This window comes from Luteimonas sp. TWI382, from assembly GCF_039674545.1.
Taxonomy (GTDB): domain Bacteria; phylum Pseudomonadota; class Gammaproteobacteria; order Xanthomonadales; family Xanthomonadaceae; genus Luteimonas.
Genome location: NZ_JBDJNS010000007.1, coordinates 1 through 20,605, shown reverse-complemented (window position 1 = coordinate 20,605; position 20,605 = coordinate 1). Strand labels below are relative to the sequence as shown.

Sequence of the window (20,605 nt, the reverse complement as noted above, 5' to 3'; positions counted from 1 at the left end):
CAGGTCCAAGCCAGGTGCGGCCTTGCCCATGTCTCTCGAACGCCTGCGCAACATCGCCATCGTCGCCCACGTCGACCACGGCAAGACCACCCTCGTCGACCAGCTGCTCAAGCAGTCGGGCACCCTGTCCGAACGCACCGTGCTCGCCGAGCGCGTGATGGACAGCAACGACCAGGAAAAGGAGCGTGGCATCACGATCCTGGCCAAGAACACCGCCATCAACTGGCAGGGCAACCGCATCAACATCGTCGACACCCCCGGGCACGCCGATTTTGGCGGCGAGGTCGAGCGCGTGCTGTCGATGGTCGACTCGGTGCTGATCCTGGTCGACGCGATGGACGGGCCGATGCCGCAGACGCGCTTCGTGACCCAGAAGGCGTTCGCGATGGGCTTCAAGCCGATCGTCGTCGTCAACAAGATCGACCGCCCCGGCGCGCGCCCCGACTGGGTCATCGACCAGGTGTTCGACCTGTTCGACAAGCTCGGCGCGACCAACGAGCAGCTCGACTTCCCGATCGTCTACGCCTCGGCGCTGCACGGCTACGCCAGCCTGGACGACAGCGTCCGCTCGGGCGACATGACCCCGCTCTACGAGGCGATCATGCAGCACGTGCCGGCCCCCGATGTCGACATCGACGGCGCGTTCCAGATGCGCATCAGTCAGCTCGACTACAACAACTTCGTGGGCCTGATCGGCATCGGCCGCATCCAACGCGGCAAGCTGAAGAAGAACATGCCGGTGAGCGTCGTCGACCGCGAAGGCAAGAAGCGCCAGGGCAAGGTCGTGCAGGTGCTGGGCTTCCTGGGCCTGGAGCGCGTGGAGGTCGAGGAGGCGCAGGCCGGCGACATCGTCGCGATCGCCGGCGTGCAGGACCTGTCGATCTCCGACACCGTCTGCGCGCTCGACACCCCCGAGGCGCTGCCGGCGCTGACCGTCGACGAACCGACGATTTCGATGACCTTCCAGGTCAACAACTCGCCGTTCGCCGGCAGCAAGGAGCATAGCGGCGGCAAGTTCATCACCAGCCGCCAGATCCGCGAGCGCCTGGAGCGCGAGACGCTGCACAACGTCGCGCTGAAGGTCGAGGAGACTGCCGACGCCGACAAGTTCCTGGTCTCGGGCCGCGGCGAATTGCACCTGTCGGTGCTGATCGAGAACATGCGCCGCGAAGGCTACGAGCTGGCCGTGTCGCGCCCGGAAGTGATCATCAAGGAGATCGACGGCCAGCTGATGGAGCCGGTCGAGCAGCTCGTGGTGGACATCGAGGAGCAGCACCAGGGCGGCGTGATGGAAAAGCTCGGCACTCGCAAGGCCCAGCTCAAGAACATGGAGCCCGACGGCAAGGGCCGCGTGCGCCTGGACTACATGATCCCGGCGCGCGGCCTGATCGGTTTCCAGAACGAGTTCAAGACCCTGACCCAGGGCTCGGGCCTGCTGTTCCACGTCTTCGACCACTACGGCCCGAAGGAGACCGGCCCGATCGCCAAGCGCAACAACGGTGTGATGATCGCCAATGCGCCGGGCATGACGCCGGCCTACTCGCTCGGCCCGCTGGAAGAACGCGGCCGGCTGTTCGCGGCCGAAGGCGACAATGTCTACGAGGGCCAGTTGGTCGGCATCCACTCCAAGGACAACGACCTGACGGTCAACGTCATCAAGGGCAAGCCGCTGACCAACGTCCGCGCCTCGGGCAAGGACGACGCGATCAAGCTGACCCCGGCGCTGAAGTACTCGCTCGAGCAGGCTCTGGATTTCATCGAGGACGACGAGCTGGTCGAAGTCACCCCGAAGGAAATCCGGCTGCGCAAGAAGCTGCTGACCGAGAGCGACCGCAAGCGCGCCTCCCGCGCCGCGTGAGCCAGGCGCTGTTCCCGGGGTGGCGGCCCGGCGCCGGCGGTCGGGCGGCGCTCGCGACGCTGTCGCAACGTCTGCAGGAGGCGCGCCCATCGGGCGCGCCTTCTTTGCAACTGCGGCGCGCCGACCAGTGGCATGCCACGCTCTGCTTCATCGGCCACGACGTAGGCCATCTTGCGACGCCGGCACTGCTGGACGCGTTCGCAGCTGCCGCAGCCCGCATCCCGCCGCACACGCTCACCCTCCAGCGGCTCGTCTACTGGCGCCAGTCCGGCGCCGTCGTGGCCTTGCCGCACCGCTGCTTGGCCGTGCAGGCGCTGTGCGATGCGACGCGTGATGCGATCCGCCGCTGCGGCATCACGCCGGCGCAGGTGACGACCCAGCCGCACGTGACGATGGCCTATCTGCCGAAGGGACTCGACGCGCAGCCCTGGCTCGACGCCGTAGACTGCGACATCGGCTCGTTGACGGTCGACACCTTCGAACTGCTGTTCAATCCCGGCGGTCGCTACGAAGCGCTCGGCGGCTGGCCGCTGACCGGCGCCTCCCTGCCCCCGCCGCCTCGCCAGGACGCGCTGTTTTGATGGCCGACGACATCACACCTCCCCACAACGGCCTGCGTGCGATCGCCCTGTTCGAGGCCGGCAAGGGCACCATCGCCCTGGTCATCGCCGCCGGCCTCGCGGCGATCGGGCCCGACGCGCTGCAGCACCAGGTCGAACGCGTGCTCGCGCGCTTCGGCGCGGATGCCGATCGCTTCGGCATGGATCTGCTCGATGCAATCACACCGCAGACACTGCATATCGCGATTGCCGTCGCTTTGATCTACGCGGCCATGCGCCTGCTCGAAGGCTGGGGCCTGTGGTGGCACCGCGCCTGGGCGTCGTGGCTGGGCGTCATCGGCGCCGCCGCGTATCTGCCGTTCGAGATCTACGCGCTCTGGCACCACCCCGACTGGATGACCTGGGGCGTGTTCCTGCTCAATCTGCTGATCGTGCTGGTACTGGCGCGCGATCTGTACCGGCGACGCGCGGGCGGCTGAAGCAACCTCGCAGCGCGGACTGATTGCTGCGGCCGCGTCTCGCACTCGACTTCGGAAACAGCGTTGCGCCGGCCGGGGGTTACTCCTCGGCTCGGCAGCCATCCATGGCTGACTCGCCGCCGCGGGCCATCCATGGCCCGCTCTGCGCAACCCCCAGCCGGCACAACGCACTGCGGCTCGGGGATCACCCCTTCTTTCAAGCAAGCAAATGCGCTCGTTCTTGACGAAAGCACGATCTGAAAGCCGTCGGCAGCGGACTGGCGGCCGGTGGCCGCGCCGAGCGCGCCATGGATGGCGCGCGCCCGAGTCAAGGCAGGGTGAGTGAGGACTGCTTGCGCGGCACTGCCGCGCGCCCGCACGAACGCACGGCGCGCTGCGCCGGGCCGGGCCGCAAAGCGGCCTTGACCGAGGGAAAAGCGGCTTCCGGCCGGCAGGCCGATGCCCGTCCGGAGCCGAGCCTGCTGGTCGGCAGTCGCCGCGAGTGTCTACGACTTCGTCGAAGTCGAATCCGATTTCTCGTCATTGAGCACGCCCCCCTCAGGGCGACTGACGATGACGCCCGAGGTGCTCTTCGGACGGCAACCGCCTCTCCTTTAGGGATGCCGCTCTACGCGGATACTGCACTCACGCAGCCGCCAACGCGACTCACCCCACCGCGCGGCCGACCTGTGCGCGCTTGCGCACGATCAGCATCGCCGTCTCCAACGCCTGCTCGTAGTTGAGTCTCGGATCGACCTGGCTCTTGTAGGCGCGCTCCAGATCGATCTCGGTCAGCGCACGCGCACCGCCCATGCACTCGGTGACGTCCTCACCGGTCAACTCCAGATGCACGCCGCCCAAGCGGGTGCCGGCCGCGGCGTGCAGATCGAACGCCTGCTCGATCTCGCTGCGGATGTTGTCGAACCGCCGGGTCTTGAAGCCGTTGCGGGTCGACTCGGTATTGCCGTGCATCGGGTCGCAGATCCACAGCACGCGGCGGCCGGAGCGCTGGACCGCGTCCAGCAACGCCGGCAAGCGCTCGGCGATCTTGGTCGCGCCCATGCGGTGGATCAGGCTCAGGCGCCCCGGCTCGTCGTCGGGATTGAGCAGGTCGATCAGGCGCAACAGCTCGTCCGGCGTCGAGGTCGGGCCGACCTTGACCCCGATCGGATTGCGCAAACCGCGGAAGTACTCGACGTGCGCGCCGTCGAGCGCTGCGGTGCGCACGCCGATCCACGGAAAATGCGTGCTGAGATTGAACCAGCCCCGCTGGCGCGGGACCTGGCGCGTCTGCGCCTCCTCGTAGGGCAGCAGCAGCGCTTCGTGCGAGGTGTAGAAATCGACGCGCTTGAGCGTGTGCACCTGGGTACCGGCCAGCGTTTCCATGAAACGCACCGCATCGCCCAGCCCCGAGACCATGCGCTGGTACTCCTCGGCCAGCGGCGAATGCCCCACCCAATCCAGCCCCCAGTACTCGGGGTGATGCAGGTCGGCGAAACCGCCGTCGATCAACGAGCGAACGAAGTTCATGGTCATCGCCGAGCGCGCATGCGCCTTGATCATGCGGCGCGGATCGGGCGTGCGCGCCTGCGCGGTGAATGCCGGCGCGTTGACCACGTCGCCGCGATAGCTCGGCAGGGCGACGCCATCGCGCACCTCGGTATCGGCCGAGCGCGGTTTGGCGTACTGGCCCGCGAACCGCCCGACCCGCACCACCGGCAGACGCATCCCGTGCACGAGCACCAGACTCATCTGCAGCAGCACCTTCAGGCGGTTGGAGATGATCTCCGAGGTGCAGTCGCCGAAGTGCTCGGCGCAATCGCCCCCCTGCAGCACGAAGCGCTGGCCGTCCTGCGCTTCGGCCAACTGCTGCTTCAGGCTCAGGATCTCCCAGGAGGTCACCAGCGGTGGCAACGCCCGCAGTTCGGCCTGCACTTCGCCCAGCGCCTCGGCATCGGGATAAACGGGCAGCTGCGCAGCGGGACGGCTGCGCCAGCTTTCGGGGGCCCATTCGTCGGGCAGGGTCACAGGGCGCAGGCTGCGTTCGGCGGAAGCGGGCATGGGAACATCCTCGTGCGAGCGCACATCATCGCAGTTTGCTGCGCCGCGTCAATTTCGGCCGCGCGCATGGGCGCCGCGGCGCGGGCGCCATGCGGCATACACCGCGACCGCACCCAGCAATACGAACCACAGCAGGCTCCAGGCGGGCATCGACAGACCGAGGAACGTCCAGTCGATCGTGCCGCAATCGCCGCTGCCGGTCAGCACTTTCTGGATCAGCGTCGGCGTGTCCATGGTCTGGCGCATGAAGGCGAACGGCGCACCGCAGGTCACGAAGCCCGGCGGATGCATCTGCAGCCAGACATGGCGCCCGGCGATGCCGATACCGACCGCGGCCGCCGCCAGGCCCAGCAGGCCGTAGATGCGGCGTCCGCCCTGCCCCTTGGGCGCATGCGCCCCGGCGACCAGCAGCACCAGGCCCAGCGCCGCGAACGCGATGCGCTGGAAGATGCATAACGGACACGGCTGCAATCCCCACTGCAGCTGCGAGTAGATCGCAAAGCCGATCAGCGCAAAGCAGGCGACACCGCCGGCGAGCATCAGGGTGCGGAACGACCAGCGCAGTGGATTCATGGAGATGGGCCAGGAAGGGACGTCGGCGATTATCTCGCCGCAGCGGCGAAAGCCAAAGGCCTGCTGCGCAAAGCGACGGGCCGTCGCCGCGCGAGCGCGCCCAAAACGCAGAAAACCCCGGCATGGCCGGGGCTTTCCAAACGGCAAGGACCGGGCGATGCCCGATCGGCCAGCCTTACTCGGCGGCGTCGGCCTGCGGGCGATCGACCAGCTCGACGTAGGCCATCGGCGCGTTGTCGCCGGCGCGGAAGCCCGCCTTCAGGATGCGCAGGTAGCCACCCGGACGCGACTGGTAGCGCGGGCCAAGGGTCGTGAACAGGGTGCCGACCGCTTCCTTGTCGCGCAGACGCGCGAACGCGAGGCGGCGGTTGCCGACGCCGTCGACCTTGGCCAGCGTGATCAGCGGCTCTGCAACGCGACGCAGTTCCTTGGCCTTGGGCAGCGTGGTCTTGATCAGCTCGTTCTTGATCAACGAGGCGGCCATGTTGCGGAACATCGCTTCGCGATGGGCGCTGGTGCGGTTGAACTTGCGACCGGCTTTCTGGTGGCGCATGGGATGGATCCTTCAGTGAATGGTGGGTCGTTGGACATCGTTGTCGCCATCCTGGCGTTGTGACTTGGACTGCGGATGGTCCGAAGCCGGCAATCCGTCACCGGCGATCGCCGCGGGCCTCGAAGCCCGTCTGGCGATGTGCGAAAAGGCGCGTCCTTCGAGGACGCGCCTTTTCGCGTGTTGCATCAGCCAAGCATGCCGTGGCTGGAGACGCCGGCCGGCGGCCAGTTCTCGAGCTTCATGCCCAGGGCTAGGCCGCGCTGCGCGAGCACTTCCTTGATCTCGGTGAGCGACTTCTTGCCCAGGTTCGGCGTCTTGAGCAGCTCGACCTCGGTCTTCTGGATCAGGTCGCCGATGTAGTAGATGCTCTCGGCCTTGAGGCAGTTGGCCGAACGCACCGTCAGCTCCAGATCGTCGATCGGGCGCAGCAGGATCGGATCGACTCCCGGGGTCTGCGGCTTGGCGGCACCGCGGTCGCGGTGCGTGAAGTCGCCGAACACCGACAGCTGCTCGGTGAGGATGTCGGCGGCGGTGCGCACGGCTTCCTCGGCATCGATCGTGCCGTTGGTCTCGATGTCGATGACCAGCTTGTCGAGGTCGGTGCGCTGCTCGACGCGGGCGGCCTCGACCTCATAGGCGACGCGGCGGACCGGCGAGAACGACGCATCGAGCATCAGGCGACCGATCGCGCGGGTCTCCTCGTCGGGACGACGACGGGCGGCGGCCGGCTGGTAGCCGAAACCGCGCTCGATCTTCAGGCGCATGTTGATCGACGCATCCTTGGTCAGATGGCAGATCACGTGCTCGCCGTTGAGGATCTCGACGTTGTGGTCGGTCTTGATGTCGGCGGCGGTCACCACACCCGGGCCCGACTTCGACAGCGACAGCGTCGCGCTCTCGCCGGTGCCCATGCGGATCGCGACGTCCTTCAGGTTCAACAGGACTTCGAGCACGTCCTCCTGCAGGCCCTCGATGGTGCTGTACTCGTGCAGCACGCCGTCGATCTCGACTTCGGTGATCGCGAAGCCCGGAATCGACGACAGCAGCACGCGACGCAGGGCGTTGCCCAGCGTGTGCCCGTAACCGCGCTCCAGCGGCTCGATCACGACCTTTGCACGGTTGCCGGCAAGGCGTTCGATCTGCGGGCCACGGGGACGCAGTACCTGGTTGGCGGTAGCCGTCATGTTTGTGTGTCTCCTGGAGACCGTCCGCGCCGGGGGGCGCGGAGGCCTGAATGAATTACTTCGAGTACAGCTCGACGATCAGCGCTTCGTTGATGTCTGCCGGCAGGTCGCCACGGTCCGGCACGGCCTTGAACACGCCGCTGAACTTCTTCGAGTCGACCTCGACCCACGACGGCGACAGGTCCATCGACGAGGACACCGTCAGTGCTTCCTGGACGCGGAGCTGCTTCTGGGCCTTCTCCGACAGCGCGATCGCGTCGCCGGCCTTGACCTGGTACGACGGCAGATTGACCGGCTGGCCGTTGACGGTGACGCCGCGGTGCGACACCAGCTGGCGCGCGGCCGGGCGGGTGACGGCGAAGCCCATGCGGTAGACGACATTGTCCAGGCGGGTCTCGAGGAGCTGCAGCAGGTTTTCACCCGTGTTGCCCTTCTTGGTCGAGGCCTTCTTGTAGTAGTTGCGGAACTGACGCTCCAGCAGGCCGTAGATGCGCTTGACCTTCTGCTTCTCGCGCAGCTGGGTGGCGTAGTCGGACAGCTTGCCGCGACGGGTGTTGCCGGCGCCGTGCTGGCCGGGCTTCTGCTCGAGCTTGCACTTGGAATCCAACGCACGCGTCGGGCTCTTGAGCGACAGGTCGGCGCCTTCGCGGCGCGCGAGCTTACAGGTAGGACCGATATAACGAGCCATTTCTTGATCGCTCCTTTAGACGCGACGCTTCTTCGGCGGACGGCACCCGTTGTGCGGGATTGGCGTCACGTCGATGATGTTGATGATCTTGTAGCCCACGTTGTTGAGCGAACGCACGGCCGACTCACGACCCGGACCCGGGCCCTTGATGCGAACTTCCAGCGACTTGACGCCGTAGTCGAGCGCGGCCTTGCCGGCCTTCTCGGCAGCCACCTGGGCTGCGAACGGGGTCGACTTGCGCGAACCGCGGAAGCCGGCACCGCCGGAGGTCGCCCACGAGAGCGCGTTGCCCTGGCGGTCGGTGATCGTGACGATCGTGTTGTTGAACGAAGCGTGGACATGCGCGATGCCGTCAGTGACGACGCGCTTGATCTTCTTCTTGGTCTTGGTTGCGGAGGGCTTGGCCATGAATAGGATTCCTTACTTCTTGATGGCCTTGCGCGGACCCTTGCGGGTACGGGCATTGGTCCGGGTGCGCTGGCCGCGCAGCGGCAGGCCGCGACGATGGCGCAGGCCGCGGTAGCACGACAGGTCCATCAGACGCTTGATCGCGATACCGATCTCACGACGCAGATCGCCCTCGACCACGTACTTGCCGACCTCGGCGCGCAGGCGCTCGACTTCCGGCTCCGACAGGTCGCGGATCTTGGTGGTGGCCTCGACGCCCGCGGATTCGCAGACCTTCTTCGACCGGGTACGGCCGATGCCGTAGATGCTCTGAAGCCCGACCCAGACATGCTTCTGGGCAGGCAGGTTCACGCCTGCAATACGCGCCATGCGCGGATCTCCAACTGTTGGGGCTGCCGGGGGTTCAATCCCGACAAAAGGGAACATGAAATGATAGCAAGGCCTCGGACCTTCTTGAAGTCGTGCCCCGACACAGCGGCTCGACCCGGCATGGGGAGTGTGCCCATGCTCCGGCGACGGTACCGGGGCGGCAACCGGGGACGACTCCCCGAACTGCCCCGCGCGCTACTCTGGCGTGCGGATCACCCTGCACCACTCGCGCCCGAGACCGCCGCGCGAGTCGCCCATCCTGGGTCCCGGCGCGTGTGTCCGGAACCCGTGCCCCGCCCTGCCGGGCGAGACGTGCGATGCCGGGGAGAGTCCCGGACCGCGAAGAATCTGTGCCAGCGCACGAAGCGCCGGCGGCAGCCAAGCAGCATACCACCAACCGGCGCCCACCGCACGCAGGCGGCGGGGCCGGGGTCCCATGCCGCCCCAGCCTGCGGGGCGACACCGGACTTCCAGACCTCAACGGGGGCGCGAGCCGCCCTTGAGGTTGGCCTTCTTGAGCAGGCTTTCGTACTGGTGCGACATCAGATGCGACTGGACCTGGGCGATGAAATCCATCACCACGACCACGACGATCAGCAGCGACGTCCCGCCGAAGTGGAATGAACTGCCGAACTCGGCGCGCATGAACTCCGGCAGCAGACAGACCAGTACCAGATAGGCCGCGCCGACCGCGGTCAAACGGGTCAACACGCCGTCGATGTAGTCGGCCGTCGCCTTGCCCGGTCGGATCCCAGGAATCAACGCACCGGACTTCTTCAGGTTGTCGGCCGTTTCCTGCGAGTTGAACACCAGCGCGGTATAGAAGAACGCGAAACCGGCGATCAGGCCGCCGAACAGCAGCACGTACAGCGGCTCGCCGGGCGACATCGCCTGCGCCAGGCGCTGCAGCCAGGTCGCCGAGCCCGCCTCGCCGAACCAGGTCGAAACCGTCGCCGGGAACATGATGATCGAGGAGGCGAAGATCGCCGGGATCACGCCCGCCATGTTCAGCTTGAGCGGCAGGAACGAGGTCTGGTTCATATACGCATTGCGACCGCCCTGGCGGCGCGCGTAGTTGACCGTGATCCGGCGCTGGCCACGCTCGACGAACACCACGAAGAACGTCGCCGCCAGCACGACCGCCACCAGCAGGATCGCCGCGATCGGGCTCATGTCGCCATTGCGCAGCGACTCGATCGTGCCGAACACCGCACCCGGCAGGCCGGCAACGATGCCCGCGAAGATGATCAGCGACACGCCGTTGCCGATACCGCGCTCGGTGACCTGCTCGCCCAGCCAGACCAGGAACATGGTGCCGGCGGTGAGCGCGACGATCGCGGTCAGCACAAAGCCCATGCCCGGGGAGTAGACGACCGGGATGCCGTTGTTGGCGCCCGAGCTCTGCAACGCCACCGCAATACCCGCCGACTGGAAGATCGCCAGCGGGATTGCGCCGATGCGCGACCACTGGGTGATGCGGCGACGGCCCGACTCGCCTTCCTTCTGGATGGCCTTCAGGCTCGGCACCACCTGCACCAGCAGCTGCATGACGATGGACGCGGAGATGTACGGGATCACGTTCAGCGCGAACAGGCTGAAGCGCGACAGCGCACCACCGGAGAACATGTTGAACATGTCCACGATCGTGCCTTCCTGCTGCTCCATCAGCTGCAGCATGGCCTCGGGATTGACGCCCGGGACCGGGATGAAGCACCCGATGCGATAGACGATCAGGGCCCCGAGCACGAACAGCAGGCGCTGGCGGAGCTCGGTGAACTTACCGAGCCCGGCGCCAACCCCGCCCATTGCGCTGCCGCTCCGCGACATCGGCGATTACTCCTCGACCTTGCCGCCAGCCGCTTCGATCGCCGCACGGGCGCCAGCGGTGGCCAGCAGGCCCTTGAAGGTCAGCGCCTTGCCGATCTCGCCGTTCTTGACGATCTTGGCGCGCTTGGCGGTCGCCGGCACCAGCTTGGCGGCACGCAGCGCGGCGAAATCGACCGTACCTTCGAGCTTTTCGAGCTGGTACAGGAAGACCTCGGCGGTGTCGTTCTTCAGGCGCGAACGGAAGCCGACCTTCGGCAGGCGCTTGCGCAGCGGCATCTGGCCGCCTTCGAAGCCGGCCTTGATCTTGCCCTTGCCCGAACGCGCGAACGAACCCTTGTGGCCGCGGCCGGCGGTCTTGCCGAGGCCCGAGCCGATACCGCGACCGACGCGGGTGCGCTCGGTGCGGGCGCCCGGTGCGGGCTTGAGAGTGTTGAGCTTCATGTGATTACTCCTCGACCCGAACCAGATAGTGGACCTTGTTGATCAGGCCACGGACCTGCGGGCTGTCCTTCAGTTCGCGCACGTCGTTGAGCTTGCTCAGGCCCAGCGCCTTGACCGACAGACGGTGCTTGGCCTGCGAGCCGCGCAGACCCTTCACCAGGCGCACCTTGACGGTGCCGCCAGCGGCTTCGTTCTTAGCCATGGGTGATGTCCTCCAGCTTCTTGCCGCGCTTGGCCGCGATCTGCGCCGGCGAATGCATCTCCGACAGGCCGCGGATCGTCGCGCGCACCAGGTTGATCGGATTGCGCGAACCCACCGCCTTGGCCAGCACGTCCTTCACGCCGACCGCCTCGAGCACGGCGCGCATCGCGCCACCGGCGATCACGCCGGTACCCTCGGAGGCAGGCTGCATGAACACGTTCGCCGCACCGTGGCGCGACTTGACCGTGTGCCACAGCGTGCTGCCGTTGAGATCGACCGACTTCTGGTTCTTGCGGGCCTGCTCCATCGACTTCTGGATCGCGACCGGCACTTCGCGCGCCTTGCCGTAGCCAAAACCGACCTTGCCGTTGCCGTCGCCGACGACCGTCAGCGCGGTGAACGTGAACTGGCGACCGCCCTTGACGGTCTTGCTGACGCGGTTGACCGTGATCAGCTTCTCGATCATGCCGTCGTCGAGCTCTTCGCGGTCGCGATTACGGTCGCGCCCGCGGTTATCCCTTTCGTTTGCCATCTTGGATGCCTGTATTGGAGAAATGATGTACGGCTTAGGCCGCTTGGCGTTGTGGTCTGGTGCGGTGGAACGCGGACGCGGCACAGAAGGCCGCGGGCGTCCGACACATCGCGTGCCGGCGCGTCAGGCGACGCCGCGCATCAGGCGCGGCGCCGACAGCTTGGATCAGAACTGCAGGCCGCCCTCGCGCGCAGCATCGGCCAGTGCCTTGATGCGACCGTGGTAGCGGTAGCCCGAACGATCGAACGCGACGCGCTCGATGCCCGCAGCCTTGGCCTTCTCGGCGATGGCGCGGCCGACCTTGGCTGCGGCGTCGGCGTTCTTGCCGTTCTTCAGACCCTCGCGGACATCGCTCTGGGTCGTGCTGGCCGAAGCCAGGACCTTCGAGCCGTCCGAATTGAACAGCTGGGCGTAGATGTGCTGGCCGGTGCGCAGCACCGACAGGCGCGGCACGCCCAGTTCGCGGATGCGCGCACGGGTCGACTTGGCGCGACGCAGGCGGGCGGTGTTCTTGATGCTCATGATGGTGACCTCGTGGAAGCGGATCGGCCTGGACACAGAAGTCGGGCTTGGGGCGTGGGAAAACGCGGCGGGGCAGGCGCGCACCTGACGGTGCCTGGCGTGCAGCCGGATTTTCCCATCCCGATTCCCGGCCTTTACGCCTTCTTGGCTTCCTTACGGATGATGGTTTCGTCGGAGTACTTCACACCCTTGCCCTTGTAGGGCTCCGGCGGACGGAATCCGCGGATCTTCGCCGCGACCTGGCCGACCATCTGCTTGTCCGCGCCCTGGACCAGGATCTCGGTCTGGGTGGGGGTGCTGAGGGTGATGCCTTCGGGCGCCTGGAACACGACCGGATGCGAGAACCCGAGCGAGAGGTTCAGGTCCTTGCCCTGGACCGCGGCACGGTAACCGACGCCGACGAGCTCGAGCTTGCGCTCGAAACCTTCGGACACGCCGTGGACCATGTTGGCGACGATCGCGCGCAGGGTCCCGGTCAGGGCGATCTGCGACGGGTCGGCGGCCGACAGCAGCGCAGTGCCGTCTTCGACCTTGACCTCGATGGACGCCGGCTTGGCGAGCGACAGTGTGCCCTTCGGGCCCTTGACGCTGACCAGCTCGGGCTGGATGTTGAGTTCGACGCCCTTGGGCAGGGCGATGGGCTTCTTGGCGACGCGGGACATTGTGCGCTTACTCCCTTAGGCCACGAAGCACAGGACTTCACCGCCGACGCCCTGCTGGCGCGCCTGCGCATCGGTCATGATGCCCTTCGACGTGGAGATGATGGCGATGCCGAGCCCGTTGAGGACCTTGGGCAGCGCATCCTTGCCGCGGTACTGACGCAGGCCCGAACGCGAGAAGCGCTGCAGGCGCTCGATCACCGGGCGGCCTTCGTAGTACTTGAGGACGATCTCGAGCTCGGCTTTGGCGCCGTTCTCGGTCACGCGGAAATCGCCAATGTACCCCTCGTCCTTGAGGACGGTGGCAATGGCGACCTTGATCTTGGACGACGGCATCTTCACCGTCTGCTTGCCGACCGCTGCCGCATTCTTGATGCGGACCAGCATGTCGGCGATGGGATCAGTCATGCTCATGATGATTACCTTCTGAGTGCACCGATATCCGCTTTCGCGAATTCTAGTTTTGAACCGACCGGTGGCCCGGCCGGGGTACAGCGTGAGGGGCGGTATTGTACAGGCCCGGCGCCGGAACGCCAGACCCGTACCCCGCCCGCTCGATTACCAGCTGGCCTTGCGCAGGCCCGGCACGTCGCCGCGCATCGTGGCTTCGCGCAGCTTGTTGCGGCCCAGGCCGAACTTGCTGTACACGCCACGCGGGCGGCCCGTGAGGGCGCAACGGTTGACCTGGCGCGAGGGCGAGGAGTCGCGCGGCAGCTTCTGCAGCTTGGTCGCGGCCTCGATCTTCTCCTCGTAGCTCGCGGTCTGGCTGCTGATGATCTTCTTCAGCGCCGCACGCTTCTCGGCATGCTGCTTAGCCAGCTTGGTCCGCTTGACCTCGCGGTTGACCATGGACGTCTTTGCCATGTGCTTTCCTCAGTTGCGGAACGGGAAGCGGAAGGCTTCGAGCAGTGCCTTGGCTTCTTCGTTGGTGCGTGCGGTGGTGGTGATGGCGATATCCATGCCGCGGATCGCGTCGACCTGGTCGAAGTCGATTTCCGGGAAGATGATCTGTTCCTTCACGCCCATGTTGTAGTTGCCGCGGCCGTCGAACGAACGGCCGGACACGCCACGGAAGTCGCGCACGCGCGGCAGCGAGACGTTCACCAGACGGTCGAGAAACTCGTACATCCGGTTGCGGCGCAGCGTGACCTTGCAGCCGATCGGCCAGCCGTCGCGGATCTTGAACGAGGCGACCGACACGCGCGACTTGGTCACCAGCGGCTTCTGGCCGCTGATCTTGGCCATGTCGGCAGTGGCGTTCTCGAGCACCTTCTTGTTCGCGGCCGCTTCGCCCACGCCCATGTTGAGCGTGATCTTGGTCAGGCGCGGGACCTGCATGATGTTGTCGTAACCGAACTGCTCCATGAGCTTCGGCACCACTTCATCCTTGTAGAACTGTTCCAGACGGGTCGTCATTTTGAGCATCCTCAGGCGTCGAGCGCCTCACCGCTCGAGCGGAACACGCGCAGCGTGCGTCCATCCTCGAGCTTCTTGGTTCCGATGCGCTCGCCCTTGCCGGTGGCAGGGTTGAACGGCATCACGTTCGAAGCGTGGATCGGAGCTTCGCGCTCGATCACGCCACCGGCCTGGCCGGCTTGCGGATTGGGCTTGGTGTGACGCTTGACGAGGTTGACGTTGGAGACGACGACCTTGTCGCCGACCACGCGCACCACATCGCCGCGCTTGCCCTTGTCCTTGCCGGCGATCACGATGACGTGGTCGCCCTTCTTGATTCGATTGGCCATGTTCGTGTTCTCTCCGCTCAGAGCACTTCGGGAGCGAGCGACACGATCTTCATGAACTTCTCGGAACGAAGCTCACGGGTCACGGGCCCGAAGATGCGGGTGCCGATCGGCTCCTGCTTGTTGTTGAGCAACACCGCGGCGTTGCCATCGAAGCGGATCAGCGAACCGTCGGGACGGCGCACACCCTTGCGGGTACGCACCACGACGGCGTCGTAGACTTCGCCTTTCTTGACCTTGCCGCGCGGAATCGCTTCCTTCACGGACACCTTGATGATGTCGCCAATCGCGGCGTAGCGGCGCTTGGAGCCGCCGAGCACCTTGATGCACATCACTTCCTTGGCACCGCTGTTGTCGGCCACATCGAGGTGGCTCTGCATCTGGATCATTTCGAGCTCCTCGTTATTCGGCCGCGCGCGCGACGATTTCCGTCACGCGCCAGTTCTTGGTCTTGGACATCGGCGCGATCTCGACGACCTTCACCAGATCGCCTTCCTGGCAGGCGTTCTCGGCGTCGTGGGCGTGGAGCTTGGTCGAACGCTTGATGTACTTGCCGTACAGGGCGTGCTTGACCTGACGCTCGACCAGCACCGTGACGGTCTTGTCCATCTTGTTGCTGACCACGCGGCCCTGGACCGTGCGCTGCTTCTTCTCGGTATTCATGGTCGGGTCCTTACTTCTTCTGGCCGATCAGGGTGTTGACGCGCGCAATCTCGCGGCGCACCCGACGGGCTTCGTGCGTCTTGGTCAGCTGACCGGTCGCCTTCTGCATGCGGAGCGAGAAACGCTCCTTGTGCAGCTCGAGCAGATGCGACTGCAGCTCTTCTGCCGACTTCTCGCGGAGTTCCTTGGTCGTAGCCATCAGCGCACCGTCCGGGTCACGAATTGGGTGGTGACCGAAAGCTTGGCGGCAGCCAGGCGGAACGCTTCGCGTGCCACCGTCTCCTCGACGCCCTCGATCTCGTAGATCATGCGGCCGGGCTGGATCTGGGCGACCCAGTACTCCACGCCGCCCTTGCCCGAGCCCATTCGGACTTCGATCGGCTTCTTGGTGATCGGCTTGTCCGGGAACACGCGGATCCACATCTTGCCGCCGCGCTTGACGTGACGGCTGATGGTCCGGCGACCGGCTTCGATCTGACGCGCGGTCAGCTGGCCGGTCGCGGTGGCCCGCAGGCCGTACTCGCCGAAGCTGACGGCGTTGCCGCTCCACGACAGGCCTTCGTTACGGCCCTTGTGCATCTTGCGGTATTTGGTTCGCTTGGGTTGCAGCATGATTAGTCCCTCGCCTCGCGTTCACGACGCGGACCACGGCGCTCGCGGTCTCCGCGGTCACCACGCTCGCCGCGCGGCGTGTCGTCCTGCTTCTCCTGGCCGACCTGGGAGAAATCGAAGATCTCGCCCTTGTAGATCCAGGTCTTGATGCCGATGATCCCGTAGGTCGTCTTGGCCTCGGCGAAGCCGTAGTCGACGTCGGCGCGCAGCGTGTGCAGCGGCACGCGACCTTCGCGGTACCACTCCGAACGTGCGATCTCGGCGCCGTTGAGGCGGCCGGCGACGTTGACCTTGATGCCCAGCGCACCCAGGCGCATCGCATTGCCGACCGCACGCTTCATCGCGCGACGGAACATGATGCGGCGCTCGAGCTGCTGCGCGATCGACTCGGCGACCAGCTGCGCGTCGAGCTCCGGCTTGCGGACCTCGGTCACGTTGATGTGCGCCGGAACGCCCATCATCTGGCTCACGTCCTTGCGCAGCTTCTCGATGTCCTCGCCGCGCTTGCCGATCACCACGCCCGGACGGGCGGTGTGGATCGTCACGCGCGCGGTCTTGGCCGGACGCTCGATCAGGATCTTGCTGATGCCGGCCTGCGCCAGGCGCTTGCGCAGCATCTCGCGGACCTTCAGGTCGGCGGCCAGGTACTCGGCGTATTCCTTCTTGCCGGCGTACCACTTGGAGTTCCAGTCCTTGGCGATGCCCAGGCGGATACCGGTGGGATGAACTTTATGACCCATTTACTTGCCCTCTCCCACGACGACGGTGATGTGGCTGGTGCGCTTGAGGATGCGGGTACCGCGTCCCTTTGCGCGCGCCATGAAGCGCTTCAGCGTCGGACCTTCGTCGACCGTGATGGTGGCGATCTTCAGCTCGTCGACATCGGCGCCGGCATTGTTCTCGGCGTTGGCGATGGCCGATTCGACGACCTTCTTGATCAGGTGCGCGGCCTTCTTGTCCGAGAACTTCAGCAGGCCGACGGCGCGCTCGACCGGCAGACCGCGGACCTGGTCGGCGACCAGGCGGGCCTTCTGGGGCGAGATGCGCGCGGTCCGCAGGATCGCGGTGCGCTTGTTGACCTCGGTGCGAGCGCGCTTCTGCTCTTCGAGGCGGGCTTTCGTTGCCTTGTCCATTGTGCGCTCCTTACCTGCCCGACTTCTTGTCGCCGCCGTGACCCTTGAACGTCCGGGTCAGGGCGAACTCGCCGAGCTTGTGGCCAACCATGTTCTCGTTGACGAGCACCGGAATGTGGTTCTTGCCGTTGTGGATGGCGATCGTGAAGCCGACCATTTCCGGCAGGACCATCGAGCGGCGCGACCAGGTCTTGATCGGCTTCTTGGTGTTGGTGCCGGCGGCCTCGACCTTCTTGATGAGGTGGTGGTCGACGAACGGACCCTTCTTGAGTGAACGTGCCATGGTCTATCAGCTCCTACGGTCGCGCACGATGAACTGCTGCGTCCGCTTGTTATGGCGGGTCTTGTAACCCTTGGTCGGCACGCCCCACGGGGTGACCGGGTGCGGGTTGCCTTGTCCGGCGCGGGCCTCACCACCGCCGTGCGGATGGTCGACCGGGTTCATCGCCGCACCGCGGACGGTGGGCTTGACGCCGCGCCAGCGCTTGGCGCCGGCCTTGCCGAGCTTCTCGAGGCTGTGCTCGTCGTTGCTGACCTCGCCGATCGTGGCGCGGCACTCCGACGGCACCCGACGCACTTCGCCCGAACGCAGGCGCACGGTCGCGTAGACGCCTTCACGGGCGATCAGCTGGACGGCAGCACCGGCGGCACGCGCGATCTGCGCGCCCTTGCCGGGCTTCATCTCGATGCAGTGGATCGTCGAGCCGACCGGGATGTTGCGCAGCGGCAGCGTGTTGCCGGTCTTGATCGGCGCGTCGGAACCCGCGATCACCTGGTCGCCGGCCTTCAGGCCCTTGGGGGCGATGATGTAGCGGCGCTCACCGTCGACGTACACCAGCAGCGCGATGTGCGCGGTGCGGTTGGGGTCGTACTCGATGCGCTCCACGCGCGCTGGAATGCCTTCCTTGTCGCGCTTGAAGTCAACGATGCGGTAGTGCTGCTTGTGACCGCCGCCGATGTGGCGGGTGGTGATCCGGCCGTGGTGGTTGCGACCACCCGACTTGCTCTTCTTCTCGACCAGCGCGGCGTGCGGCGCACCCTTGTGCAGCTCGGGGTGCACGACGCGGACCGCGGAGCGGCGACCGGCGGACGTGGGCTTGAATTTCATCAATGGCATCGGGGGTTCCTCAGACCTTCGCGTTCATGACGTCGATCGACTGGCCATCGGCCAGCTTCACGTAGGCCTTGCGCCAGTCGCCGCGGCTGCCCTGGCGCTGACGGAAGGACTTGTTCTTGCCCTTCACGTTGACGACGTTGACCGCCTCGACCTTGACGTCGAACAGCTTCTCGACCGCGGCCTTGATGTCGGCCTTGGTGGCGACCGTCGACACTTCGAACGCGTACTGGTTGGACAGTTCCTGCAGGCGCGCGGTCTTCTCGGACACGCGCGGCGCACGGATCACTTCATAGAGCTTGGCGTCGTTCATGCCAGCCACTCCTCGATCTTCTTCACCGCATCGGTGGTGATCAGCACGGAATCGGCGCCGACCAGCGCGACCGGATCCAGGCCCTGCACGTCGCGGATCTCGACGTACGGCAGGTTGCGTGCCGACAGGTACAGGTGCTCGGACGCGTCTTCGGTCACGATCAGCGGACGCTTGCCCAGGTCGAATTCCTTGAGCTTGGCGATCATGCCGCTGGTCTTGGTCTCGGTCAGGTCGAACGTCTCGACGATCGTCAGACGGCCCTGGCGGTTGAGCTCGGACAGGATCGCCGACATCGCCGCGCGGTACATCTTGCGGTTGACCTTCTGCTCGAAGCTGCGCGGCTTAGCCGCGAAGGTCACACCACCGCCGACGAAGATCGGAGCGGTCAGGGCGCCGTGACGTGCACCGCCGCCCTTCTGCTTCTTCGACTTCTTGGTCGTGCCGCTGACTTCCGAACGGGTCTTCTGGGCCTTGGTGCCGGCGCGGCCGGCGTTGCGATAGGCGACGACGACCTGGTGAACCAGATCCTCGCTGAAATCGCGGCCGAACACGGCGTCGGAGACCGACAGCTTGCTGCTGCTGTTGTTGATTGCGAGTTCCATCGTGCTACTCCTTATGCCTTGCTCGACGGACGCACGATCACGTCGCCGCCCGGCGCGCCCGGCACGGCGCCCTTGACCGCGATCAGGCCGCGCTCGGCGTCGACCTTGACGATCTGCAGGCGCTGCGTCGTCTGGACGTCGGCACCCATGTGGCCCGACATCTTCTTGCCCGGGAACACGCGGCCCGGCGTCTGGCGCTGGCCCAGCGAACCGGGCTGGCGGTGCGACAGCGAGTTACCGTGCGTGGCGTCGCCCATCTTGAAGTTCCAGCGCTTGATCGTGCCCTGGAAGCCCTTGCCCTTGGTGACGCCCTGGACGTCGACGAGCTGGCCCACTTCGAAGATGTCGGCGCGAATCTCGCCGCCGACGCTGAAGTCGGCGATCTTGTCGTCGGCCACGCGCAGCTCCCACAGGCCACGGCCGGCTTCGACCTTCGCCTTGGCGAGGTGACCGGTTTCGGGCTTGTTGACCAGCACGGCACGCTTGCTGCCGGCGGTGACCTGCACGGCGCTGTAGCCGTCGGTCTCGGGGGTCTTCACCTGGGTGATACGGTTGGGGGTGGCTTCGATCAGCGTCACCGGCACGGACTTGCCGTCTTCGGTGAACACGCGGCTCATGCCGGCCTTACGGCCGACGATGCCCAACGAATGAATCTTCGCGGTCATGGTGGCGGCCCTCAGGTCAGCTTGATCTGGACGTCGACGCCAGCCGCGAGCTCGAGCTTCATCAGCGCGTCCACGGTCTTGTCGTTGGGGTCGACGATATCGAGCACGCGCTTGTGCGTGCGGGTCTCGTACTGGTCACGCGCATCCTTATCGACGTGCGGCGACGTGAGGATGGTGTAACGCTCGATCTTGGTCGGCAGCGGGATGGGGCCGCGCACCTGGGCGCCTGTCCGCTTCGCGGTTTCGACGATCTCGCTGGCCGAACGGTCGATCAGACGATGATCGAACGCCTTGAGGCGGATCCGGATCTTTTGGTCCGTCATGACGGAAATATCCTTCGTTAAAAGAGCGACGGGCCCGCGGCTGGGTGCGCGGAACCCCTGTGAAATCGTGGCTGACCGGAGCATTCACCCGCGCCCCGGGGCCTTTCCCTGGAAAAACGAAAGGCAGACCGGTCGCCCGATCCGCCCAGACCTGGAATTGCAGACGCAATAACCCGCTCCATCCCATCGTGCTCCGAAGACCTTCGGAACGGGTGGAGCGCAGCCTCGCGACATTTCCGTGTCTGGCGAAGACGAGGGCATCCTGCACCTCATTTCGCAATGTCGCGGGCTGGCGTGGATCAGCCGACCCGCGAGGGTCTTGCATTCTAGCGGGTACCGCAGGGCCGGCGCAAGCCCCTGCCCTGCGAAAAGCGGAACGGACCGGAGGACCGGTCCGCTCGCGTGCGTCGGAGCCCAACGCGTGGGCTATCGGCTTACTTGATGATCTTGGCCACGACACCGGCGCCGACGGTCCGGCCGCCTTCGCGGATCGCGAAGCGCAGGCCTTCGTCCATCGCCACCGGGTTGATCAGCGTGACCACC

32 protein-coding genes and 1 pseudogene are annotated in these 20,605 nt (G+C 66.1%); 3 read left to right on the top strand and 30 right to left on the bottom strand.

Annotated features, from left to right (window positions below; genetic code table 11):
* The first annotated feature begins 28 nt into the window (after positions 1 to 28).
* From typA to ABE505_RS06510, 3 genes are read left to right on the top strand one after another with little or no spacing between them, the layout of a single operon-like run.
* Complete coding sequence (typA, locus tag ABE505_RS06520) at positions 29 to 1,858, top strand: translational GTPase TypA (protein ID WP_346443278.1); 1,830 nt, start codon at positions 29 to 31, stop codon at positions 1,856 to 1,858.
* The gene (locus ABE505_RS06515) at positions 1,855 to 2,439 is read left to right on the top strand and encodes a 2'-5' RNA ligase family protein (protein ID WP_346443280.1); all 585 of its coding nucleotides are present in this window, start codon (positions 1,855 to 1,857) and stop codon (positions 2,437 to 2,439) included. The genes typA and ABE505_RS06515 overlap by 4 nt, the downstream gene beginning before the upstream one ends.
* A complete protein-coding gene (locus tag ABE505_RS06510; protein WP_346443282.1) occupies positions 2,439 to 2,897 on the top strand; it encodes a DUF2127 domain-containing protein in 459 nt (152 codons plus the stop codon). Before ABE505_RS06515 ends, ABE505_RS06510 begins: the two co-directional genes overlap by 1 nt.
* A 645-nt stretch (positions 2,898 to 3,542) precedes the next feature.
* Here ABE505_RS06510 and ABE505_RS06505 read toward each other — a convergent pair.
* From ABE505_RS06505 to ABE505_RS06360, 30 genes and pseudogenes are all read right to left on the bottom strand, one after another.
* Positions 3,543 to 4,937, bottom strand: coding sequence for a 3-deoxy-7-phosphoheptulonate synthase class II (locus ABE505_RS06505; protein WP_346443283.1), 1,395 nt, complete (start codon positions 4,935 to 4,937; stop codon positions 3,543 to 3,545).
* Positions 4,938 to 4,985: 48 nt separating this feature from the next.
* Positions 4,986 to 5,510: a disulfide bond formation protein B gene (locus ABE505_RS06500; RefSeq protein ID WP_346443285.1), complete on the bottom strand. Its 525-nt coding sequence runs from the start codon at positions 5,508 to 5,510 to the stop codon at positions 4,986 to 4,988.
* A 175-nt stretch (positions 5,511 to 5,685) separates the two neighbouring features.
* Positions 5,686 to 6,063: a 50S ribosomal protein L17 gene (rplQ, locus tag ABE505_RS06495; protein ID WP_346443287.1), complete on the bottom strand. Its 378-nt coding sequence runs from the start codon at positions 6,061 to 6,063 to the stop codon at positions 5,686 to 5,688.
* A gap of 185 nt (positions 6,064 to 6,248) precedes the next feature.
* Positions 6,249 to 7,247, bottom strand: coding sequence for a DNA-directed RNA polymerase subunit alpha (rpoA, locus tag ABE505_RS06490; RefSeq protein ID WP_047137621.1), 999 nt, complete (start codon positions 7,245 to 7,247; stop codon positions 6,249 to 6,251).
* 55 nt (positions 7,248 to 7,302) lie between these two features.
* On the bottom strand, positions 7,303 to 7,935 hold the full coding sequence (gene rpsD, locus ABE505_RS06485) for a 30S ribosomal protein S4 (RefSeq protein WP_183426242.1): 633 nt from the start codon (positions 7,933 to 7,935) through the stop codon (positions 7,303 to 7,305).
* A 15-nt stretch (positions 7,936 to 7,950) separates the two neighbouring features.
* Positions 7,951 to 8,343, bottom strand: coding sequence for a 30S ribosomal protein S11 (rpsK, locus tag ABE505_RS06480; protein WP_047137623.1), 393 nt, complete (start codon positions 8,341 to 8,343; stop codon positions 7,951 to 7,953).
* A gap of 12 nt (positions 8,344 to 8,355) precedes the next feature.
* On the bottom strand, positions 8,356 to 8,712 hold the full coding sequence (gene rpsM, locus ABE505_RS06475) for a 30S ribosomal protein S13 (RefSeq protein WP_346443288.1): 357 nt from the start codon (positions 8,710 to 8,712) through the stop codon (positions 8,356 to 8,358).
* 477 nt (positions 8,713 to 9,189) lie between these two features.
* Positions 9,190 to 10,539, bottom strand: a complete 1,350-nt coding sequence (gene secY, locus ABE505_RS06470; protein WP_241945554.1) for a preprotein translocase subunit SecY — start codon at positions 10,537 to 10,539, stop codon at positions 9,190 to 9,192.
* Between the two features lie 6 nt (positions 10,540 to 10,545).
* Positions 10,546 to 10,980, bottom strand: a complete 435-nt coding sequence (gene rplO / locus ABE505_RS06465) for a 50S ribosomal protein L15 (RefSeq protein ID WP_183426245.1) — start codon at positions 10,978 to 10,980, stop codon at positions 10,546 to 10,548.
* A gap of 4 nt (positions 10,981 to 10,984) precedes the next feature.
* Entirely contained in the window at positions 10,985 to 11,182 is a 198-nt protein-coding gene (rpmD, locus tag ABE505_RS06460; protein WP_346443290.1) for a 50S ribosomal protein L30, read from the bottom strand.
* Positions 11,175 to 11,714, bottom strand: a complete 540-nt coding sequence (gene rpsE, locus ABE505_RS06455) for a 30S ribosomal protein S5 (RefSeq protein ID WP_346443292.1) — start codon at positions 11,712 to 11,714, stop codon at positions 11,175 to 11,177. Before rpsE ends, rpmD begins: the two co-directional genes overlap by 8 nt.
* A 165-nt stretch (positions 11,715 to 11,879) precedes the next feature.
* Positions 11,880 to 12,236, bottom strand: coding sequence for a 50S ribosomal protein L18 (rplR, locus tag ABE505_RS06450; protein ID WP_183426247.1), 357 nt, complete (start codon positions 12,234 to 12,236; stop codon positions 11,880 to 11,882).
* 134 nt (positions 12,237 to 12,370) lie between these two features.
* The gene (rplF, locus tag ABE505_RS06445) at positions 12,371 to 12,898 is read right to left on the bottom strand and encodes a 50S ribosomal protein L6 (protein ID WP_183426248.1); all 528 of its coding nucleotides are present in this window, start codon (positions 12,896 to 12,898) and stop codon (positions 12,371 to 12,373) included.
* A gap of 15 nt (positions 12,899 to 12,913) precedes the next feature.
* Complete coding sequence (rpsH, locus tag ABE505_RS06440; protein ID WP_183426249.1) at positions 12,914 to 13,309, bottom strand: 30S ribosomal protein S8; 396 nt, start codon at positions 13,307 to 13,309, stop codon at positions 12,914 to 12,916.
* Positions 13,310 to 13,453: 144 nt separating this feature from the next.
* Positions 13,454 to 13,759, bottom strand: a complete 306-nt coding sequence (rpsN, locus tag ABE505_RS06435) for a 30S ribosomal protein S14 (RefSeq protein ID WP_346443294.1) — start codon at positions 13,757 to 13,759, stop codon at positions 13,454 to 13,456.
* 9 nt (positions 13,760 to 13,768) lie between these two features.
* Positions 13,769 to 14,311, bottom strand: a complete 543-nt coding sequence (gene rplE / locus ABE505_RS06430; RefSeq protein ID WP_346443295.1) for a 50S ribosomal protein L5 — start codon at positions 14,309 to 14,311, stop codon at positions 13,769 to 13,771.
* Positions 14,312 to 14,322: 11 nt separating this feature from the next.
* Positions 14,323 to 14,640: a 50S ribosomal protein L24 gene (rplX, locus tag ABE505_RS06425; protein ID WP_047137633.1), complete on the bottom strand. Its 318-nt coding sequence runs from the start codon at positions 14,638 to 14,640 to the stop codon at positions 14,323 to 14,325.
* A 17-nt stretch (positions 14,641 to 14,657) separates the two neighbouring features.
* Complete coding sequence (gene rplN, locus ABE505_RS06420) at positions 14,658 to 15,026, bottom strand: 50S ribosomal protein L14 (protein WP_047137634.1); 369 nt, start codon at positions 15,024 to 15,026, stop codon at positions 14,658 to 14,660.
* 13 nt (positions 15,027 to 15,039) lie between these two features.
* The gene (gene rpsQ, locus ABE505_RS06415; protein WP_047137635.1) at positions 15,040 to 15,300 is read right to left on the bottom strand and encodes a 30S ribosomal protein S17; all 261 of its coding nucleotides are present in this window, start codon (positions 15,298 to 15,300) and stop codon (positions 15,040 to 15,042) included.
* Between the two features lie 10 nt (positions 15,301 to 15,310).
* The gene (gene rpmC, locus ABE505_RS06410; RefSeq protein WP_047137636.1) at positions 15,311 to 15,499 is read right to left on the bottom strand and encodes a 50S ribosomal protein L29; all 189 of its coding nucleotides are present in this window, start codon (positions 15,497 to 15,499) and stop codon (positions 15,311 to 15,313) included.
* The gene (gene rplP / locus ABE505_RS06405; RefSeq protein ID WP_183426251.1) at positions 15,499 to 15,912 is read right to left on the bottom strand and encodes a 50S ribosomal protein L16; all 414 of its coding nucleotides are present in this window, start codon (positions 15,910 to 15,912) and stop codon (positions 15,499 to 15,501) included. The genes rpmC and rplP overlap by 1 nt, the downstream gene beginning before the upstream one ends.
* A 2-nt stretch (positions 15,913 to 15,914) precedes the next feature.
* Complete coding sequence (rpsC, locus tag ABE505_RS06400) at positions 15,915 to 16,652, bottom strand: 30S ribosomal protein S3 (RefSeq protein WP_047137638.1); 738 nt, start codon at positions 16,650 to 16,652, stop codon at positions 15,915 to 15,917.
* Positions 16,653 to 17,045, bottom strand: a complete 393-nt coding sequence (gene rplV, locus ABE505_RS06395) for a 50S ribosomal protein L22 (RefSeq protein ID WP_047137639.1) — start codon at positions 17,043 to 17,045, stop codon at positions 16,653 to 16,655.
* A gap of 10 nt (positions 17,046 to 17,055) precedes the next feature.
* Positions 17,056 to 17,328 carry a 30S ribosomal protein S19 gene (rpsS, locus tag ABE505_RS06390; protein WP_047137640.1) on the bottom strand — a complete coding sequence of 91 codons (273 nt, stop codon included), beginning with the start codon at positions 17,326 to 17,328 and terminating at the stop codon, positions 17,056 to 17,058.
* A gap of 6 nt (positions 17,329 to 17,334) precedes the next feature.
* On the bottom strand, positions 17,335 to 18,162 hold the full coding sequence (rplB, locus tag ABE505_RS06385) for a 50S ribosomal protein L2 (protein ID WP_047137641.1): 828 nt from the start codon (positions 18,160 to 18,162) through the stop codon (positions 17,335 to 17,337).
* Between the two features lie 10 nt (positions 18,163 to 18,172).
* On the bottom strand, positions 18,173 to 18,472 hold the full coding sequence (gene rplW / locus ABE505_RS06380) for a 50S ribosomal protein L23 (protein WP_183426252.1): 300 nt from the start codon (positions 18,470 to 18,472) through the stop codon (positions 18,173 to 18,175).
* On the bottom strand, positions 18,469 to 19,074 hold the full coding sequence (gene rplD / locus ABE505_RS06375) for a 50S ribosomal protein L4 (RefSeq protein WP_346443300.1): 606 nt from the start codon (positions 19,072 to 19,074) through the stop codon (positions 18,469 to 18,471). Before rplD ends, rplW begins: the two co-directional genes overlap by 4 nt.
* Before the next feature lie 11 nt (positions 19,075 to 19,085).
* Positions 19,086 to 19,739, bottom strand: coding sequence for a 50S ribosomal protein L3 (rplC, locus tag ABE505_RS06370; RefSeq protein ID WP_241945547.1), 654 nt, complete (start codon positions 19,737 to 19,739; stop codon positions 19,086 to 19,088).
* 11 nt (positions 19,740 to 19,750) lie between these two features.
* Positions 19,751 to 20,062, bottom strand: coding sequence for a 30S ribosomal protein S10 (gene rpsJ, locus ABE505_RS06365; protein ID WP_047137645.1), 312 nt, complete (start codon positions 20,060 to 20,062; stop codon positions 19,751 to 19,753).
* Positions 20,063 to 20,496: 434 nt separating this feature from the next.
* Positions 20,497 to 20,605, bottom strand: a pseudogene (locus tag ABE505_RS06360) (elongation factor Tu); the annotation flags it as partial.

What these genes read in the sequence shown, in the direction of transcription:
- typA (WP_346443278.1), top strand. Translation starts at nt 29, where the DNA reads ATGTCTCTCGAACGCCTGCGCAACATCGCCATCGTCGCCCACGTCGAC.
- rpmC (WP_047137636.1), bottom strand. Translation starts at nt 15,499, where the DNA reads ATGGCTACGACCAAGGAACTCCGCGAGAAGTCGGCAGAAGAGCTGCAG.
- rplR (WP_183426247.1), bottom strand. Translation starts at nt 12,236, where the DNA reads ATGAGCATCAAGAACACCGCCCGCCTGCGTCGCGCCAAGTCGACCCGT.
- rplE (WP_346443295.1), bottom strand. Translation starts at nt 14,311, where the DNA reads ATGACGACCCGTCTGGAACAGTTCTACAAGGATGAAGTGGTGCCGAAG.
- rplN (WP_047137634.1), bottom strand. Translation starts at nt 15,026, where the DNA reads ATGATCCAGATGCAGAGCCACCTCGATGTGGCCGACAACAGCGGTGCC.
- rpsH (WP_183426249.1), bottom strand. Translation starts at nt 13,309, where the DNA reads ATGAGCATGACTGATCCCATCGCCGACATGCTGGTCCGCATCAAGAAT.
- ABE505_RS06505 (WP_346443283.1), bottom strand. Translation starts at nt 4,937, where the DNA reads ATGCCCGCTTCCGCCGAACGCAGCCTGCGCCCTGTGACCCTGCCCGAC.
- rpsE (WP_346443292.1), bottom strand. Translation starts at nt 11,714, where the DNA reads ATGGCAAACGAAAGGGATAACCGCGGGCGCGACCGTAATCGCGACCGC.
- ABE505_RS06500 (WP_346443285.1), bottom strand. Translation starts at nt 5,510, where the DNA reads ATGAATCCACTGCGCTGGTCGTTCCGCACCCTGATGCTCGCCGGCGGT.
- ABE505_RS06510 (WP_346443282.1), top strand. Translation starts at nt 2,439, where the DNA reads ATGGCCGACGACATCACACCTCCCCACAACGGCCTGCGTGCGATCGCC.
- rplQ (WP_346443287.1), bottom strand. Translation starts at nt 6,063, where the DNA reads ATGCGCCACCAGAAAGCCGGTCGCAAGTTCAACCGCACCAGCGCCCAT.
- rpsN (WP_346443294.1), bottom strand. Translation starts at nt 13,759, where the DNA reads ATGGCAAAGACGTCCATGGTCAACCGCGAGGTCAAGCGGACCAAGCTG.
- rpsJ (WP_047137645.1), bottom strand. Translation starts at nt 20,062, where the DNA reads ATGACGGACCAAAAGATCCGGATCCGCCTCAAGGCGTTCGATCATCGT.
- rplW (WP_183426252.1), bottom strand. Translation starts at nt 18,472, where the DNA reads ATGAACGACGCCAAGCTCTATGAAGTGATCCGTGCGCCGCGCGTGTCC.
- rpsM (WP_346443288.1), bottom strand. Translation starts at nt 8,712, where the DNA reads ATGGCGCGTATTGCAGGCGTGAACCTGCCTGCCCAGAAGCATGTCTGG.
- rpsD (WP_183426242.1), bottom strand. Translation starts at nt 7,935, where the DNA reads ATGGCTCGTTATATCGGTCCTACCTGTAAGCTCGCGCGCCGCGAAGGC.
- rplF (WP_183426248.1), bottom strand. Translation starts at nt 12,898, where the DNA reads ATGTCCCGCGTCGCCAAGAAGCCCATCGCCCTGCCCAAGGGCGTCGAA.
- rplD (WP_346443300.1), bottom strand. Translation starts at nt 19,074, where the DNA reads ATGGAACTCGCAATCAACAACAGCAGCAGCAAGCTGTCGGTCTCCGAC.
- rplC (WP_241945547.1), bottom strand. Translation starts at nt 19,739, where the DNA reads ATGACCGCGAAGATTCATTCGTTGGGCATCGTCGGCCGTAAGGCCGGC.
- rpsC (WP_047137638.1), bottom strand. Translation starts at nt 16,652, where the DNA reads ATGGGTCATAAAGTTCATCCCACCGGTATCCGCCTGGGCATCGCCAAG.
- rplB (WP_047137641.1), bottom strand. Translation starts at nt 18,162, where the DNA reads ATGCCATTGATGAAATTCAAGCCCACGTCCGCCGGTCGCCGCTCCGCG.
- rpsQ (WP_047137635.1), bottom strand. Translation starts at nt 15,300, where the DNA reads ATGAATACCGAGAAGAAGCAGCGCACGGTCCAGGGCCGCGTGGTCAGC.
- rpoA (WP_047137621.1), bottom strand. Translation starts at nt 7,247, where the DNA reads ATGACGGCTACCGCCAACCAGGTACTGCGTCCCCGTGGCCCGCAGATC.
- rpmD (WP_346443290.1), bottom strand. Translation starts at nt 11,182, where the DNA reads ATGGCTAAGAACGAAGCCGCTGGCGGCACCGTCAAGGTGCGCCTGGTG.
- rplP (WP_183426251.1), bottom strand. Translation starts at nt 15,912, where the DNA reads ATGCTGCAACCCAAGCGAACCAAATACCGCAAGATGCACAAGGGCCGT.
- rpsS (WP_047137640.1), bottom strand. Translation starts at nt 17,328, where the DNA reads ATGGCACGTTCACTCAAGAAGGGTCCGTTCGTCGACCACCACCTCATC.
- rplV (WP_047137639.1), bottom strand. Translation starts at nt 17,045, where the DNA reads ATGGACAAGGCAACGAAAGCCCGCCTCGAAGAGCAGAAGCGCGCTCGC.
- rplO (WP_183426245.1), bottom strand. Translation starts at nt 10,980, where the DNA reads ATGAAGCTCAACACTCTCAAGCCCGCACCGGGCGCCCGCACCGAGCGC.
- rpsK (WP_047137623.1), bottom strand. Translation starts at nt 8,343, where the DNA reads ATGGCCAAGCCCTCCGCAACCAAGACCAAGAAGAAGATCAAGCGCGTC.
- secY (WP_241945554.1), bottom strand. Translation starts at nt 10,539, where the DNA reads ATGTCGCGGAGCGGCAGCGCAATGGGCGGGGTTGGCGCCGGGCTCGGT.
- rplX (WP_047137633.1), bottom strand. Translation starts at nt 14,640, where the DNA reads ATGGCCAATCGAATCAAGAAGGGCGACCACGTCATCGTGATCGCCGGC.